Origin of the sequence: Pelosinus sp. UFO1 (assembly GCF_000725345.1) — a bacterium.
In the GTDB taxonomy this organism is placed as follows: domain Bacteria; phylum Bacillota; class Negativicutes; order DSM-13327; family DSM-13327; genus Pelosinus.
Genome location: NZ_CP008852.1, coordinates 4848965 through 4865658 on the forward strand (window position 1 = coordinate 4848965; position 16694 = coordinate 4865658).

Consider the following 16694-nt stretch of genomic DNA (forward strand, 5'->3'; position numbering starts at 1 on the left):
CAACAAATAAGTTTATGTATTCGCTGAAGAGGGAAAGTGGTTTATTGAGAAAAAATAATATTGATTACAAGGGGTAAATATACTAATATCGAATTAATAATAATTACTATAAAATAGGAAGTGCATAAAAATGCTGAATTATGAAGAATTAAAACAATTAGCGAAAAAATACTTTACTGAGGCTAGTGAAGAGCAGATAGAGATACTACTAGGGGATCTTACTAGAGAACTAGAAATTATGACTCATGCTAAAATTAGAGAGTTAGTTGATTTTGAGAGACGTAAAAAAATAACAGGGCAATAGGGATTTGTCCCCATAGGGAGAATTAAAATGATTAATAATAAAATTAGAGTAGTAGCTTATGAGAAGTCCAAGAACAACTATTATTTTTTTGAATTACCGCCTGGTTCAAATACTGATGAAGCCCGTGATAAAGTTGTTCAATGGCAATTAAAGTATGGGTTGGCATATATTGAGATATATGAAAATGAAATGTGGGAGAAATACGAATATTGAGCGTAAGGTGAAATTTGGTAGGTGTATAATGAAGGAGAGCCCTTTGTAACGGATGGCTTTTATTTTATACCTATCTAAAATTCAGTTTATACGTACGGATAAAGAATGAGAAATAATTTGCATTCTGTAGTTGAATTTATTGTTACTACGGAATGTGTATTAGTTAAAGCCGATATACAGGAATACGTGGTTTGAACATTCGTAATGAGTAGATCGCAGGATGCAAAATAGAGCAGAATAAAAACGCATGGCGCAACAGGGTTAATTATATTGCACCGAAATGACATGAAATGTATGGCCCATTTTAAAGCAAAATGTAATAGAACATAGATAATACAGGTTAAACGTTGTGGTGCAATGACTCGAATTTTTACAAACATAATGCCAAAAGCGCCTTCCCAAGCCGTGGGTCGAGAGTTCGAATCTCTTCACCCGCTCCAAGAAATTCAAGCCTTCCGGCATTTTGCCGGAAGGCTTTTTTGTGTTTAGAAGGCAATAAATAAACATCAGCATGGTAGGTAGGAGATCTCTATTAACTCTTCTGGACCTGTATTCTTTCGAATTCATCACATAATTTTAAAAGATTTCTATCATGAAAAAATCGGTCTCGCAATTGTTACACCAACTACTTGATCTGCAAAAAGAACTAGAGAAGGCAAGCTAATTTGGCAGCCAGTAGGCTGGCAAACAACTACATCTTTCAATGGAATAATATCGCCATTAGTTAAGCTTTCTGCATATACACTTTTTCGTGTAAACTCTTCCGTAATTTTCTGACCAATATCCTCAAACGGTTTAATAAATTCGTTGTCAATTGTTCCTTGAATAAAACCAATATTTGTAAGGAATGTCACTTCGTACTTATCAGCTTCATTTGCCAATTCCATTCCTTTTGGAATTGCACAAAACATCGTTAAAAAAAAATTTTTTGCATTCATGATATCACCTCCTCCATCGTCAAACTTCGAAGAAAGGGAGCTAAGTCCTATGAAAATTTGTAAGGGGTAATTTCTTAACATTGCTATAAATGCAGTGCTGGATATAGAGCATAGGAAATTTGCAACATTAAAGTGGTAAAAGTGGCACTGAGGTCAAGTCACAGAAGCTTTTTTCAAAATAGATCTGGTACTTACTCAATACGTAGTATGTAAAAAAGATGCAAAATATGAGTGGTGATTAAGTGAACTATGAACAAGAGATAATACAAGCAATTTTTTATTTAGTTGGGAATATGTAACATTTTTGTAACGTGTTTGTCACATTATATTATTATAATTTAGCTATACAAAGGGAGGTTATTTAATAATGAAAAAATTGTTAGTTGTAATGCTTGCTATGCTTATTTTATCTCTGTCTTCAATAGTAAGTGCTCATAGTATTCAAGCAAATTGGTCAAATGCAAATCATCAGATGTATGCGGGTGATGATCAATCACCTCAACCAGACCAGCATAAACCTGAAAAACATAAACCGCAGCCACAACCACAAGACCCACCTCAACCACCTCAACCAGGTCAACCAGATCAACACGATCAGCGTTGATACGGTGTAGATGTGTGCTACATTACTTTGCACGATATTTAGAAAATGAGTATAGGATATACTCTTGTAGAGTAGATCGCAGGATACAAAATAGAGCGTAATAAAAAAACATGTCGCAGCGAGTACTAAAATCAGTTTAAAAATAAGACGGATTTCCTATTAAGGAAGTCCGTCTATTGTTATTTCGTTTCAATTACTTCCATTGGCTCTGCTGACGTTTTTCAACAGACATTGCCAATTTGTTCTGAAAATATAAAAAGAAACAGCCCAGCTCTACCTTTGTGAAAAAGTAAAGTGGACTGCTTCCGTACCAATAAACGATGGTGATGCCATTATACCACATTAAAGCAATAAGTTAAAGGAGAAAGCGGTAGTTAAAAGATTTTGCAGAGAGTTAAGTCAATCAGAGAAGGGCAGTTCTATTTATTGCAGGAATTTATTACTGTTCACCGAAGTATAGTCAAAAATAGAGGAGATGATAGTATGGCTGGGGCAGTGATTATTTGGGCAAACGACGACAAGAGTGAACAAATAGTATATTTCAATAATGAATATATCTTGATAACAATAACCGACATGAAGAGAATATCACTTGGGGAAACCTTAGAAGATGCGAAAGAAAAATTAAAAGAAATTGACAGATATGATATCTATAAAGAAATAAAATAAGGGCCGTAAGGCTCTTTTTTCATGTCTTGTATTGCTAGTGGCCAAATCTATTTTAAACAATACAGAACAAGCCCATCAGTAAAACACACAATTAATATTAAGAGAAGGTGTGAAAGTGATTTATATGATGTTACCCACAGATAATCCCCAAATTGCACAGGGTAAACCATACATTAGCCCCGAAATAATATGATTAAATTGGAGGTTATTATTAAAACACCGTTTTTCTTTCGTTTGAGACGGCTTTTAATGAATGAGAAATATAAAATTAGTTACCATATAAGAATTTTTTGAATAAGATATTATATCAACATTAGTTATTTCAAGTCAATTTGAAAGGAGAAATTGATATGTTTTTTAATTCATTTAATAGGGGAATATGGTTCATAATTTTGATCATCAGCCTATTCATTCTTTTATTTCCAGATTTCGATGACACTACTTCTTGCTGATAATTATGTACAATAATCAATAGGTCATTACAGATTTATCTACCAACTCACCACCGCTCCGTCCTCCTTAATTGGTAGGGCGGTGCTTTTTTGTCTATCGAATATTCAGCTTATATGTGCAGATAAAAAATAGGAAAGAAATTTATATTTGTAGTTAATTTATCGTCAATGCGGAATGTATGTCAATGAAAGACGATATATATATAGGAACACATATCTATTGAATCGATATACGGTTGTATGTAAAATTTACTATTCCGTCATAATTTTGTCATATTCTAATGTTATGCTTAAATAACAAATTAAGGGGAGTGATAATGCAAATAGGTTTTAGCGTATCAGTAATAGAAGCTTAGCCGCTACATAATAGATCAATCACAATGAGTGACCTTGTTGAGAATGAAATGCATGACATTGCCGTTTTTAAAATTAGAATTGCAATATGGCTAATTTGATGTAACTTGAAAAATTCTACCTATGATAAAAAAATAGAGGCAAATTAGTGGTTCTCAATCTGAGGATTTACTTGAATGCAATCGTATTCGTAAACTACGCTGAAAGGAAGTTCGATAATGAAGAAGAATTTTATTTTTATTCTGGTGGGTATGTTTTTATTATTGCCAGGCTTAAATGTTTACGCCTCACATCGTCCGAATATAGAGCCTTTACACCGATACTTCAATAGTTCAACAGGTGATCACTTCTATACCACTGATTTCGATGAGCTTGGAGAAGGGAACAACGGCTATGTACATGAAGGTGTCGAGGGCTATGTATACAAATCTCATATTTCGGGGACAGTCCCTTTGCATAGATACTGGAGCAGCTCAAATGGAGATCACTTCTACACTACCAACTTTGATGAGCTTGGTAGAGGGAATGATTCTTATGTATACGAAGGTATCGAAGGTTATGTCTATAGTTCACGCCATCCGCGGACGATAGCTTTACACCGGTACTACAATAGCTCAACGGGAGATCACTTCTATACCACTAATTTTAGAGAGCTTGGAACAGGGAGAAATGGTTATGTACATGAAGGTGTTCAATGTTATGTAATTAGAGCTAATTAAGCATGAATAGAGGTATCAGCAACCTTTTTTATGATACCGACGAACTGCAAAAGATATAGTATTAAATTGATCTTGGCAGCTGGTGCTTATCCCGTTTCTTTATGCGGAACCAAACAAGAACTTAAGGAAAGCAAAAGTTACAACTATGCTGGAAGAACTGAACGCTGCTATTAAAGTTGGTTTAGAGCAAAACAGGCATAATACAGGGCCACGTATTTTACTTACTGGTGTACCTGTTGGGCTAGGCTCAGAAAAAGTAATTAGGCTGGTTGAAGAACTGGGAGGAACAGTAGTTTGTCAATGAAGCCTTTCTTGAAATGATCCAGGCGTGATTGACGCTTTTAGTTGTCACATTACTCTCTATAAGATAAGCAATAACATATATAAATTCATGCCTTCGCAGGTTATTGCGACGGCTTTTTTTATTTTCAGGAAGGCAATTGAAGTGTTGACAAAATTAAACAGTATGGAATATAATGATTGATATTGATAATCGTTATCAATATCAATCATTATATTCCATACTAGAGGTAATTACACGCCATATTTTTAGTAATATTAACCAAACGTTAATATTATAATAATTTATTAGTCTTATAATTATGATATTGTAAATGTAGAAAATTACATATTTGGCAAACTTACTGAAAGGTAGGGACGCAAAGCTATGGGTCTAAGGACATTTGGTCTATGATTGCCAGGTTTCCCTTGAAAAAGGTATTGAAACCCAGGCATTCGTCTGGGAATTTTTGATTTCTTAATGAAATTATGCATGTAGATTACGGTTGAAGTATTCCATAACTAGCAACTTCGCAGGAATTATAAATGCATGAGATCATTTACAAATAAATTAGTATTTAGTTTTTAATAAAGGAGAATAAGATATGTCTATTAAAGCAAAAACCGTTACGTTGTTAGTGATTGCCCTTCTTATGACAGGGCTTATCGTCGGAGGGTCAGGTATGTATGTTCTCTATGGAAGAACATTGAATAACAATCAAGTGGCAATGAATGGCCAGGCTTCTCAGCTGGCGGGTGAGACAAGTGAATTATTTGCTTCATTTTCAAGAAGCGGTAAATATTATAGTGAAGATCTTGACCTTAAATCTGGAGATGCTTCCCGTGTACAAGATAAGATCAATGCATATTTCGCAGCCACATGGGGAGTTGATCGTCTGGTATTTATCAATTCTGCGGGCGCACGATTTGCCATAGCTCCCTACGATGCAAAAACAATAGGGGGAAGTGTGGCTGACCGGGATTTTTTTAAAGACACGATGAAGGATCAAAAGTCACACATTAGCGATGTAATAGTGAACAGGGCATCAGGAATACCCTCAGTCATAGTTACACAACCTGTCAAAACACAGGACGGTAAAATGGCGGGATTTGTTGCTCAGTCAATCTCCTTAGAAACCCTACAAAATTTTCTCGAGCAAGTCAAAGTGGGTGAAACTGGAGTGGCAGGTATTGTTGCTCAAGATGGATCAATACTAGCTCACACGAATAAAGATTTAATAAAAGAACAAATAAAAGTTCCTGAAAATATGTTACATTCTTTACTCGAGAATTCGGGGAAATTAATCCCTTACCCCGATTCTATCGGTCGAGACTCTTTGGCCTTAGCTGTACCAATTAAGAATACCCCCTGGGTGGTAATTGTTAGTATGCCTAAGAGTGAAATTATCAGTGACTTTTATGCTAGCCTTACTACTATGGTGATTTCTCTTTTAGTGGCTCTTCTTGTTGTCGGGTTAGTTGCATGGATATTCCTTATTAGACTATTACGTCCAATTGAAGAGATTTCTAGGCAAGTTGCGAAGATTGGTGACGGGGATCTCTCTGTAGCTATTACTTCTTCATCTAATGACGAGATTGGTATTTTGGCGAAGGCCCTATCAACGTCTATTGGGAATTTTAGACAAATGATTGTGAAAGTTCAGGAGGCAAGTGAAATAGTATCGGCTTCCTCTGAAGAGCTTACAGCAAGCACAGAACAATTATCTCAGGCGGCAAATCAAGTATCAACTGCAATAACAGGTGTGACTGACGGGACAACACATCAAATGCAGGCTGTAGATAACACAATGCATATCGTTGAACAAATGTCTGCGGGTCTTCAACAAATCGCTGCTAATACTGGCAGCGCTTCTGCTACAGCCGAGAAAACATCAAATACTGCTCAAGAAGGTGGTAAGGCTGTCCAGAAAGTTACGAGTCAGATGACGAATATTGAAACTTCAGTGAATAATTCAGCACAAGTAGTAGCTAAACTTGGTGAACGTTCTAAGGAAATCGGGCAAATCGTTGATACTATTGCGGGAATAGCCGGTCAAACGAATCTATTAGCCTTAAACGCTGCTATTGAAGCTGCTCGTGCTGGTGAACAAGGCCGTGGTTTTGCTGTGGTAGCTGAGGAGGTTAGAAAACTCGCGGAACAGTCTCAAGGAGCTGCGAAAGAGATTGCTGCTTTGATTGGAGAAATTCAGGCAGATACGACTAAGGCTGTACTAGCAATGAATGATGGAACTGATGAGGTAAGAAAAGGTACAGAAGTTGCCATAGCCGCGGGACAATCTTTTAACGAGATTGCTTTACTTATTGAAGAAGAGTCGGATCAAATCCGTGAAATTTCTGCAGCCATTGAGCAGATGGCTAACGGTAGCCAACAAATCGTATCTTCAGTAAAGGAAATTACGAAGATTAGTAAGGATGCGACAGGTCAAGCACAAACTGTATTAGCAGCTACAGAAGAACAAACTGCATCTATTCAGGAGATTGCTTCTTCCAGCACGGATCTGTCTCAAATGGCAGGAAATTTGCAGGACATTGTATCCAAGTTTAAGATTTAGGTATAACAGGTATACGGCATATATTCACTTTTTAAACGGAGGATAGAAAATGACTATAACTGTAATTTATTTTGAAAAAGTATCACCTGAAATACATAAGATGATTGAAACCTATAAGGAACCTACTACAGAAATAGTCTATTGGCATGATCTAAATGATAGTCAAAAAGAACATTTTTTATCGAGGGCACATTATTTTATTACTGCCGCTTTTCCGATTACACGAAGTATTATAGGGAAGGCCCCTAACTTAAAATTGATTCAAAAAACAGGCAGTGGCGTTGATAATATTGATCTAGAAGCTGCAGAAGAAAGGGGTATTTTAGTCGCCAGCACCCCAGGGGCAAATTCATCTAGTGTTGCCGAAATGACAATCGGTATGATTTTATGTCTCTATCGCAAGCTTCATTTTTTAGATCAAGAAACGAAGCAAGGGAAATGGCTCATGTGGGAACATCGTCCATTTATGTTCGAAATGAAGGGGAAAACCCATGGGATTATCGGTATGGGCAATATCGGAAAAAAAGTGGCTCTGTTGTCAAAAGGGTTTGGAACCAATGTAATTTATTTTAATAGAAACCGACTTTCAATTGAAGACGAAAACAAGTTGGGAATCTCCTATACTTCCTTTAGAGAACTCTTAACAATTTCTGATATTGTGAGTCTACACATTCCGCTACTCGCAGAAACCCGAAATTTGATTGGTGAAACAGAGCTAAACCTCATGAAGCCCAATGCGATTCTAATTAATGTAGCTCGTGGCAATATCATTGATGAAAAGGCTCTGGTACAAGCGTTGAAAACAGGTAACCTTCTTGGCGTAGGCATGGATACATGGTCTTCAGAGCCAATGCAGGCAGATAATCCATTATTACAATTTACAAATGTGTTAGCTACCCCCCATGTAGGTGGTGGAACCCGCGATGTTTTAGAAAATGTTCTTCGTCTATCCTTTGAAAACATTGAAAAAGTCGAAAAAGCGAAAATGCCTAATAATCTAGTATGAGAAAATCGGTCATAGAATCTAAAATTACCTGCTAAATAACCGATAAAAAAGAATGGAGAGATGAATTATGTCGAATGTTGGATTACGCATTTTTACACATAGTAATCGACCGCCCAAGGCTTTAATTGAAGGATTTGCAGGAATACCAGTAGCTAATATCGCAGATAATATGAACCGAATGTCTTGTATGGATGCTAAAATTCGTCCAATCAATGACATGCCATTACTTGGACCGGCTTTTACTGTTAAGGCACGTCCTGGCGATAATCTTATGCTGCATAGAGCACTTGATCTTGCAAAACCCGGCGATATTGTGGTAGTAGATGCGCAAGGCGATTTGACAAACGCTATTATGGGAGAATTGATGGCTTTGTGGGCAATGCAAAGAGGTATTGGTGGTTTTATAATTGATGGGGCGATTCGTGATATAGGGGCGTTAAAAAAAATGGGCTTACCTATCTATGCTGCAGGAGTAACTCCCGCAGGTCCCTATAAAGACGGACCTGGTGAAATTAATGTCCCTGTCGCTTGTGGCGGCGTAGTTGTAAACCCTGGTGATATCTTGGTCGGCGACGAAGATGGTATTGTTGTTATTAACCCGCGTGATGCCGCAGAGTTATTAGAAAAATCCAGGGCTAAATCCCGAGCTGAAATGCAAACATTGGAAGAGATAGCAACTATGTCATGGGATCGCACTTGGGTCGAAAAGGCTCTTGCGGAGCGGGGAGCAGTAGTCGAGAATGATAATCGAAGTTTTCCTCGTGCCGATGTCAATGAGCCTGTGAAAATTTTGCTCGACGATTCTGACCATCCTATGGATGCTATTGCGACTAATATCAGTATAGAAGGGATATTGTTGCAATCAGAATCTCATTTGGAGCTTAATTCCTTACTTCGGCTGAATTTATCAAATGGGCTGGGGAACATGAATGTCGTAGCAAAAGTTATTTGGCAACAGAACAATAACTTTGGTTGTAATTTTGTGGATCTGTCTGAAGAGTTACAAGCGGTATTGGATCATGTGGTATATTTTCATTTGCGGCAAAACTTAGATCAACTGAATTTACTAAGAATCAGTTAACCCGAAGAAGCTGTTATCCAGTCGCACCCAACTCATAAGTTTAGATAAAATGTACCCTGTGGTAGATAAGTAAAAATCTATCATGAGGTACATTTTTTTATACAGAAAATCAACAAGGTCTGAAGTAAAGCAGACAAAGCTTTTTTACTACAACTTAATGAATACCAAGGGTTACCACGTAATACATTTATTTACATAATTAATAGGATTTTTTGAGTTTTTGTAGAAGTGTACTTGCTAGGGGTGATGTTGGTGGATTTTATACTTTCCTTTCTAGAGAACATAATCATAGTAATTGGAATTGCTTCAAGTGGGTCTTATATTGGCTCAAAGTATCCTAAACATCGGAATTTTGTATGGGGCATCTTGCTTGGGATTGGAACAATATATACCATGCAAAATAGCATTTTGATAGAGCCTGGCAGATTCATAGATTTTCGGTATTTAACTATGACCTTAGCAGGTTTTTTTGGTGGATTCGTTCCCGCAATGGTAGCGGCATGTATAAGTGGATTCTATCGGTGGTCACAGGGAGGAGCTGGTTCCTGGACCGGAGTAATTACAATTTTTATTTTTGCTATGATTGGTTTTTATTTAAGAAAGTTTAAAATTGAAAATTGGGCATTTAAACAGCACGTGCTTTTAGGGGGAAGTCTTACAACTGTCGTTATAATTATACTGTTGATAGTTCCTCCATGGAGCCCGTCAGCGTTGCAGGTTACCACCAAAGTAGCAGTGCCTTTATTCCTATTAGTTCCTATCGGTTCTTATATTTGTTTTAAAATATTTTTTATTTTACAGGATGCAATAGAAAACCAGATGCTACTCCGCGAAGAGATCCGATTATTAGACCTAGACCCCGAAACAACAATCATTAGAAATATGGAAGGCGTTATTACCTTCTGGAATAGAAAAGCCGAGGAATTATATGGATGGACTAAGGATGAGGCTATAGGGAAATATATACAGGAAATACTCAGCCCCCAGTTTCCTGAGCCATTTGAAGAAATCAATCAGATTTTAGTAAATAAAGGTCGATGGGAAGGCGAATTAATACATACCCGTAAAGACGGGGGTAAGATTATTTGTAGGAGCTGCTGGCTCTTAAAAAATACTCCCGGGTCATATTCAGTCATGGAATTAAACTTAGATATTACAGAAACGAAAAGGATGGAAGAGGAATTAACCCGCCTTGAAACGCTAAATACGGTGGGAGAAATGGCTGCAGGCATAAGCCATGAGGTACGCAATCCTATGACAACCGTACGAGGTTATTTACAACTGTTTCTTAGGAAAGAGGATTTTGGCAATTATTATAGGCAAATTCAAACCATGATAGATGAATTAGATAGAGCCAATTCAATTATTACGGAATTCTTGTCATTAGCAAAAGATAAGGTTTCAGAGATTAAATCAGATAGCTTAAACGAAATTATTCATGTACTATCTCCTTTACTGCAAGCGGATGCCTTTCGTATGGGCCATGAAATTCAATTTAAAACCAGTAATATACCGGATATACCAATGGACAAGAATGAAATAAGACAACTTATCTTAAATTTAACGCGGAATGGTTTTGAAGCAATGACTTCCTGCGGAAAAATAATGATACAGACATATCTTGAAGGGGAGAATGTTGTGCTTACAATTCAAGATACAGGAACAGGAATACCCGAGGAAGTACTTAGGAAACTTGGCACTCCTTTTGTTACTACAAAGGAAAATGGGACAGGGATAGGATTGTCCGTATGCTACCGTATTGCTCAAAGACATAATGCAAAAATAACTGCAAATTCATCCCCAGAAGGAACTACTTTCTTTATTAAATTTAGTACATTATAAACTCTCACGATCCGCGTTTGCTACTACGTTAGGATCTATAAAAAAGTTTGGATAAAATAGTGAAAAGGATACCTTCTCATGCAATAAACTAAGTAATGTCACGTCATTATTAGTAGTGAAGTTTGATAAAAAAAGTAGGGGGATAAAAAATGGAAGCAAAAGTAATAGAAGCCTTTCATATGATGTGGGATAATTTCCCTGAGGCGGTCATGCTAATACATAAAAGCAGAGAGATTTTAGCTGTAAATAATGCTTGTCGTAATGCTGGAGGGGTCGTAGGGGGAAAGTGCTCAGAGTTAGGTGGGTCTGAACGGCATAAAGGGTGCTTAGCTAACCAGGCTATAGCAACGAATAAAGCAACCTACTCGAAAAGTGAAGTGGGAGGAAAGGAGATCATTGGTTATTGGATACCTCTCACAGATTATCCAGATATTTATGTTCACTTTGGCGTAGGAATTATGGTCGATTATAATAAATCCTGTTGAGGTAATACTTAAGAATCATGTATATGATGTTTTTCATTGAATATCGTATAGTGAAATGCCTTTCGATTATACTATAATCGAATAAAGTATAGGAAAAGGAGTGGGCAGTTATGGGGATTTATGATTTCAAAATGAAGTCCATTGATGGTAAAGAAGTATCCTTGGCAGATTATAAGGGTAAGGTCTTACTGATCGCCAACACGGCTAGTAAGTGTGGATTTACTCCCCAGTATGAGGAGTTGCAAGAACTTTATAAAACATATCAGGAACAGGGTTTGGTCGTTTTGGGTTTTCCGAGCAACCAGTTTGCCGAGCAAGAGCCAGGAAGTAATACCGAAGTTCATAATTTTTGCCAAATTAATTATGGGGTTACATTTCCCCTCTTTGAAAAGATGGATGTTCGTGGAAAAGGCGCTCATCCGTTATTTACCTATTTGACGGAAAAAGCACCATTCGTAGGTTTTGATTTGAATCATCCCATTGGTGGAAAGTTGCAAGGCGTTTTGCAAGAGAAGTTTCCAGAATTTCTTGAAGGAAATGACATTAAGTGGAACTTTACTAAGTTCCTTATTGATCGGGAAGGGAACGTTGTAGGACGTTACGAACCAACAACTGCACCTTTAAGTATGAAAAAAGATATTGAGAAGCTGCTCAAATAGACTTTCTCTAACTTACCCTTACTATGTATATAATAGGAGTTATATACATAGTAAGGGTTTTATTTTGCTGCGAAACTAACCAAAGGAACTTGGATTGACTAAGGAGTCAATCCAAGTTAAAAAAAATTCTCATCTTTGGTTTTAGTTGATTGTTGTAGGGTAGTTTTTATGCGATATTCCGTGAGGAGAATCGAAAGATAAGCTACGCATTCCACGATTTCTTCCATGATTTCGAAGTGCATCAACTTTTCGGCGATATTGGCGACGACAAAGGCGAGAATGACTAGCAGGAATTCACCAATAGGGAAGTGGCCTTGCTGAAATAGTTGATATGGGATTGCAAGTAATTTATACTTCGTAACCGCAAACAGCCATAACAGGATAACCACTCCAATTATAGGATATACGATTGGCGCATAAGGCAGCTGAGAGACAGGTATAAAGAAGGGGCCAGTAGTTGCATTGATACCTAGAGGATAGAAGACCCTGCCCCAGCTCATTTCCCGGCCGGCCATTAATAGCCATAGGGGGATTGCCCAAGTCAAGAAACGGGCATGATGATATCGTGCAGTAGATTTAGCCTCCTGGCGCCATTTGACAGTCAGTAATGCTCCCATGAGAAGAATTACGACTTGTGACCACTCTAATGGACTATTTTCCCAACCAAAAGATGGCGGCAATTGTTTGCCGATAAAATAGGAAAAGAAAATAATCGTAATAAGAAAATATTTACATAGATACATCTAAGGACTCCCTTTCCGTGGAATAATTTTACATTTGAATTCTACCACAAAAAAAAGCCTTCAGCAAGTAAGGATAGACGTAGTAATGGCTCTGTGCCTTCTTTGTTATTACTGATAGCTATATTAATGCTATAATTAATTAGGTGATGAAAATGAAGAAAAAACAAAATTACCAGGTTAAGAGCCCATTGACTGGTGATAAATCGCCACAAGGAGGAAATAGATTATGGCAGAACCTTTGAAGGCCATGTACAATGAGGATTTTTTGCGTCAATTTTGCAAAAAGATATATGTCGTATATAGTGATTTTGATATAGAGGGTTTTATAGGAAGTTTACTAGACAATACATGGGACGGACTTGCCTTGAAGGCAAGAATGAGGAAGATTACTGAGAGTCTTGGGCGGTTTTTGCCAGCAAAATATGAAGAGGTTCTGGGCATACTATACGCGATTGACGAGGAGTGTATTGGGTTTCCTTATTTGTTCTTTCCTGATTTTGTAGCGGTGTATGGTCAGGCGGAGGAACATTGGGAGCTTTCTATGGAAGCACTAGAACGGTTTACGATAAAGTCGTCCTCGGAATTTGCTGTAAGGCCATTTATAATGCGCAATCCCGAGAAGATGATGCGCCAGATGGTAAAATGGGCGCAACATCCAAACGAGCATGTTCGGCGGCTTGCCAGCGAGGGGTGCCGGCCCCGTTTGCCCTGGGGAGAAGCACTTTCCGTGTTCAAGCGGGATCCTTCTCCAGTTCTTCAGATATTGGAGCTATTGAAGACCGATCCTTCCCTTTATGTGCGCAAAAGCGTTGCTAATAATTTAAACGACATAGCAAAGGATCATCCTTCGGTTGTGCTTGAAATAGCGTGCCTTTGGAAAGGTGTGCATTCCTATACGGACTGGATCCTCCGGCAAGGCTGCCGAACCTTGATTCGTAAAGCTGATCCTGAAGCCCTGGCTCTATTTGGTTATGCGCAAATGGAAAGTGGGGCTTCACTCACAACCAGCGCTTCCTTGTTGGTGGAACCGCAAGCTTTAATGATCGGCGAGAGCTCTGAATTGCGATACCAGCTTTGTATTCGGGAAGGTGAGGCAATACACGTCCGTATTGAATACGGGATCGATTTTGTGAAGGCAGGGGGACGTTTATCACGTAAACTCTTTCTGTTATCTGATAAGACGGTACCCGGCGGTGCAGAGCTGAGTGCCACGCGGAGGCATCACTGGGCAGATCTGACAACCCGGCGTCATTATCCCGGTGAGCATAAAATTGTGCTATTGATTAATGGGCAGGAAATCGCTGATGCAATGCTAAAACTCTCGGCGAATAGCAAGGGAAATAACATATAGGACGTATTAATAGAGGCCAACTATCCAAACACATTGGGGGTGTTTTAGATAGTTGGCCTCTATTGCTATAAATCTCCAACGTTGATCAGACTATTTTGCATAGGCGTCTACTTCGGTGATTGTAGCGGTAACTGTTCCAGCAGGAGCAGGTGGATAAAACTTAAATTTAGCCAGTTCATTTTTTGCAACGTCGCGGACAATTACAAGGCCATGATCAAGTTCCACGCCCTTTCCATCAATAAAAGCACACCTAAGACCAATAAATTCGACATCTCTACCAGCAGTATTCTGAAGAGTTCCAATAAAAATATTTACCCCTTTGGTATCGGTTTCCCAGCCCGTCCCTTGGAACTTTATCAAATCGGGACTGATTTTTTCAGAAGCCCCACAAACTGCTATTGTTAGATTCAGCATAAGTACTACAACTAAGAATCGATAAAACGATTTTTTAAATTTCATGATTGTAACCTCTCTTTTTACTGTTTTTAGTTAAATAAAAAATTATCCTTTATAATGTATTTCCCATTAAAATACAAATTCCTGCAAGATCTCTTAGGAGTTCTTGCAGGAATTTTAGTTTCTGTTGCAGGTTTATTTTATAAGCCCTATATTACTTTGTCTTTGGATAAAGAAGACTTGATTCAGATGGAGTTTTAACTCCATCTGAATCTTAGTCGCACTTATCCAGGGACTTAGCCGCTCTTAACTCCCACTTATAGAAGATGGGAGTCTTAGAGCGGTTTAGTCATCGGATAAACGGGTGTGCAGAAATCCGCATATTTTTCTATCTTAGCAATGGTAGTTTTAAAGAATAATTCTTTCAGTTTTTCGCAGATAGGTCCTTTATGACCATTACCAATTTTCCGATCATCCAATTCAACAACAGAGACAACCTCCATCGCAGTGCCACTAAAGAAGACTTCATCTGCCCCATATAACTCTGTTCTGGTAATGCTGCGCTCGACAACTTCTATTCCTAACTCCTGGCGGGCTAATAGCATAACCGTGTCTCTAGTAATGCCTTCAAGAATGTTGTCAGCAGGTGGTGGCGTAATTATCTTTCCATTACGTACCATGAATACATTTTCTCCTGGGCCTTCGCAAACATGCCCATTTCGTGTTAGAAATAAGGCCTCATCATACCCTTTGCTTACAACTTCTATAGAGGCTAATGCAGAATTGAGATAAGCAGCTGTTGGTTTGGAACGGGGTGGTATCATATTGTCTCCTAAACGTTCCCACGTAGTAAAGGCAGCGCGAAGTTCATCTTTGCCAGCAAAATTCCCCATAGGCTGACAGTAGATGATAAGCCGATTGTCATCATCTAATAGAGTAGGTGCAATATGGTTTGAGCCCTTAAAGGCAAGAGGCCGAATATAAGTGGTGGTCTGAAAGTTATTTTTCTTAAGTAATTCAAGAGTAGCCTGACATAATTCATCGACAGTATAAGGAATATTGATAAATAAGGTTTTACAAGACTGCAAAAGGCGTTCATAATGTTCCCGCAAGCGAAATACATGCAATTGTTTTTCCGTCTCATCCCAGTAAGCTCTTATTCCTTCAAAGCAGCCAAGACCGTAATTAAACCCTTTACATCGCACACTGATATTTACCTCATTCTCCGGAATAATCTTTCCTTCATAAAAAACATACATAGTATCCATTTCTATAACTCCTCCAATCCTATTAAATTAGCTTTGCGAATCGTTAGCCTGTTTTCTTTCCACCTAGATAGGCTTCCATTACCCGAGGGTTATTCGCTATATCCTTTGCTGGCCCATGAAGAATCATTTTCCCTGTTTCTAGCACATAGGCGTATTGGGCGATCTTTAAAGCCTGCCTTACATTTTGCTCAACAAGTAAGATGGTCGTTCCTTCTTGGTTAATTTCCTGGATTACCTTAAAGATATCGGCTACCACTAATGGTGCCAGCCCCATAGAAGGTTCATCAAGCAGGAGTAGCTCAGGCCTTGCCATTAAGGCTCTGCCGATAGCAAGCATCTGCTGCTGCCCGCCAGAAAGGGTTCCTCCCAGTTGTTCTTTGCGTTCTTCCAAGATAGGAAATCGACGAAAAATGCGCTTCATATCATCCGTGACTTCATTATCTCTACGTTGACATGCTCCCATCTCTAAGTTTTCCAGTACTGTCATCCGCGTTAATATATTGCGTCCCTCAGGCACAAGAGAAAGTCCTGTACTAACAATCTTATGAGTTGCCATACCACTAATATGTTGCCCTTTAAACAAGATGCGGCCGGAATCTGGTTTAATAAGTCCCATAATAACCTTCATCGCGGTGGTTTTCCCAGCGCCATTGGCACCGATCAAGGAGACGATAGAGCCTGCTGGAACAGTTAGGTCAATGTTTTTAAGCGCCTTAATATTTCCATAGCCAGCGGCAAGCTGTACAATTTTCAGCATG

General features: G+C 38.4%; 18 protein-coding genes and 1 riboswitch. Of the genes, 13 read left to right on the top strand and 5 right to left on the bottom strand.

Translation table 11 applies throughout. The features are described from left to right. The first annotated feature begins 130 nt into the window (after positions 1 to 130). Positions 131 to 304, top strand: coding sequence for a hypothetical protein (locus UFO1_RS25340; protein WP_158442855.1), 174 nt, complete (start codon positions 131 to 133; stop codon positions 302 to 304). Positions 305 to 331: 27 nt separating this feature from the next. Further along, the gene (locus UFO1_RS22740; RefSeq protein ID WP_038674440.1) at positions 332 to 517 is read left to right on the top strand and encodes a hypothetical protein; all 186 of its coding nucleotides are present in this window, start codon (positions 332 to 334) and stop codon (positions 515 to 517) included. 590 nt (positions 518 to 1107) lie between these two features. Here the strand turns inward: UFO1_RS22740 and UFO1_RS22745 are convergent. Next, positions 1108 to 1455 carry a hypothetical protein gene (locus UFO1_RS22745; protein ID WP_038674441.1) on the bottom strand — a complete coding sequence of 116 codons (348 nt, stop codon included), beginning with the start codon at positions 1453 to 1455 and terminating at the stop codon, positions 1108 to 1110. 367 nt (positions 1456 to 1822) lie between these two features. Between UFO1_RS22745 and UFO1_RS22750 the strand changes: the two genes are divergently transcribed. The 10 genes from UFO1_RS22750 (at position 1823) to UFO1_RS22790 (ending at position 12178) form a co-directional block, all read left to right on the top strand. Beyond that, positions 1823 to 2059 (top strand): hypothetical protein, encoded by a 237-nt coding sequence (locus UFO1_RS22750; RefSeq protein WP_038674442.1) that lies wholly within the window; start codon positions 1823 to 1825, stop codon positions 2057 to 2059. Between the two features lie 483 nt (positions 2060 to 2542). Next, a complete protein-coding gene (locus tag UFO1_RS22755; protein WP_038674445.1) occupies positions 2543 to 2728 on the top strand; it encodes a hypothetical protein in 186 nt (61 codons plus the stop codon). 1024 nt (positions 2729 to 3752) lie between these two features. Beyond that, positions 3753 to 4253 carry a hypothetical protein gene (locus UFO1_RS22760; protein ID WP_038674446.1) on the top strand — a complete coding sequence of 167 codons (501 nt, stop codon included), beginning with the start codon at positions 3753 to 3755 and terminating at the stop codon, positions 4251 to 4253. 82 nt (positions 4254 to 4335) lie between these two features. Then, complete coding sequence (locus tag UFO1_RS25600) at positions 4336 to 4557, top strand: 2-hydroxyacyl-CoA dehydratase (protein WP_371256623.1); 222 nt, start codon at positions 4336 to 4338, stop codon at positions 4555 to 4557. Positions 4558 to 4877: 320 nt separating this feature from the next. Further along, a riboswitch (cyclic di-GMP riboswitch) is annotated at positions 4878 to 4963 on the top strand. Positions 4964 to 5137: 174 nt separating this feature from the next. Beyond that, positions 5138 to 7105 (top strand): methyl-accepting chemotaxis protein, encoded by a 1968-nt coding sequence (locus UFO1_RS22765; protein WP_038674448.1) that lies wholly within the window; start codon positions 5138 to 5140, stop codon positions 7103 to 7105. A 49-nt stretch (positions 7106 to 7154) separates the two neighbouring features. Further along, on the top strand, positions 7155 to 8111 hold the full coding sequence (locus UFO1_RS22770; RefSeq protein WP_051789055.1) for a 2-hydroxyacid dehydrogenase: 957 nt from the start codon (positions 7155 to 7157) through the stop codon (positions 8109 to 8111). A 67-nt stretch (positions 8112 to 8178) separates the two neighbouring features. Further along, positions 8179 to 9192, top strand: coding sequence for a PilZ domain-containing protein (locus tag UFO1_RS22775; protein WP_071842049.1), 1014 nt, complete (start codon positions 8179 to 8181; stop codon positions 9190 to 9192). 252 nt (positions 9193 to 9444) lie between these two features. Further along, positions 9445 to 11034, top strand: a complete 1590-nt coding sequence (locus UFO1_RS24835; RefSeq protein WP_158442857.1) for an ATP-binding protein — start codon at positions 9445 to 9447, stop codon at positions 11032 to 11034. A 149-nt stretch (positions 11035 to 11183) separates the two neighbouring features. Continuing rightward, positions 11184 to 11519 (top strand): hypothetical protein, encoded by a 336-nt coding sequence (locus UFO1_RS22785; RefSeq protein WP_038674450.1) that lies wholly within the window; start codon positions 11184 to 11186, stop codon positions 11517 to 11519. Positions 11520 to 11629: 110 nt separating this feature from the next. Continuing rightward, positions 11630 to 12178 carry a glutathione peroxidase gene (locus tag UFO1_RS22790; RefSeq protein WP_038674451.1) on the top strand — a complete coding sequence of 183 codons (549 nt, stop codon included), beginning with the start codon at positions 11630 to 11632 and terminating at the stop codon, positions 12176 to 12178. A gap of 116 nt (positions 12179 to 12294) precedes the next feature. Here the strand turns inward: UFO1_RS22790 and UFO1_RS22795 are convergent, their stop codons facing one another. Continuing rightward, the gene (locus tag UFO1_RS22795) at positions 12295 to 12921 is read right to left on the bottom strand and encodes a hypothetical protein (RefSeq protein WP_038674453.1); all 627 of its coding nucleotides are present in this window, start codon (positions 12919 to 12921) and stop codon (positions 12295 to 12297) included. A gap of 226 nt (positions 12922 to 13147) precedes the next feature. Between UFO1_RS22795 and UFO1_RS22800 the strand changes: the two genes are divergently transcribed. Continuing rightward, positions 13148 to 14272, top strand: coding sequence for a DNA alkylation repair protein (locus tag UFO1_RS22800; protein WP_038674454.1), 1125 nt, complete (start codon positions 13148 to 13150; stop codon positions 14270 to 14272). Between the two features lie 90 nt (positions 14273 to 14362). Here the strand turns inward: UFO1_RS22800 and UFO1_RS22805 are convergent, their stop codons facing one another. The 3 genes from UFO1_RS22805 to UFO1_RS22815 form a co-directional block, all read right to left on the bottom strand. Beyond that, the gene (locus UFO1_RS22805) at positions 14363 to 14731 is read right to left on the bottom strand and encodes an FxLYD domain-containing protein (RefSeq protein ID WP_236639284.1); all 369 of its coding nucleotides are present in this window, start codon (positions 14729 to 14731) and stop codon (positions 14363 to 14365) included. A 272-nt stretch (positions 14732 to 15003) separates the two neighbouring features. Then, positions 15004 to 15936 (bottom strand): branched-chain amino acid transaminase, encoded by a 933-nt coding sequence (locus tag UFO1_RS22810; RefSeq protein WP_038674457.1) that lies wholly within the window; start codon positions 15934 to 15936, stop codon positions 15004 to 15006. A gap of 43 nt (positions 15937 to 15979) precedes the next feature. Beyond that, a complete protein-coding gene (locus UFO1_RS22815; protein ID WP_038674460.1) occupies positions 15980 to 16693 on the bottom strand; it encodes an ABC transporter ATP-binding protein in 714 nt (237 codons plus the stop codon). Position 16694 lies beyond the last annotated feature (1 nt).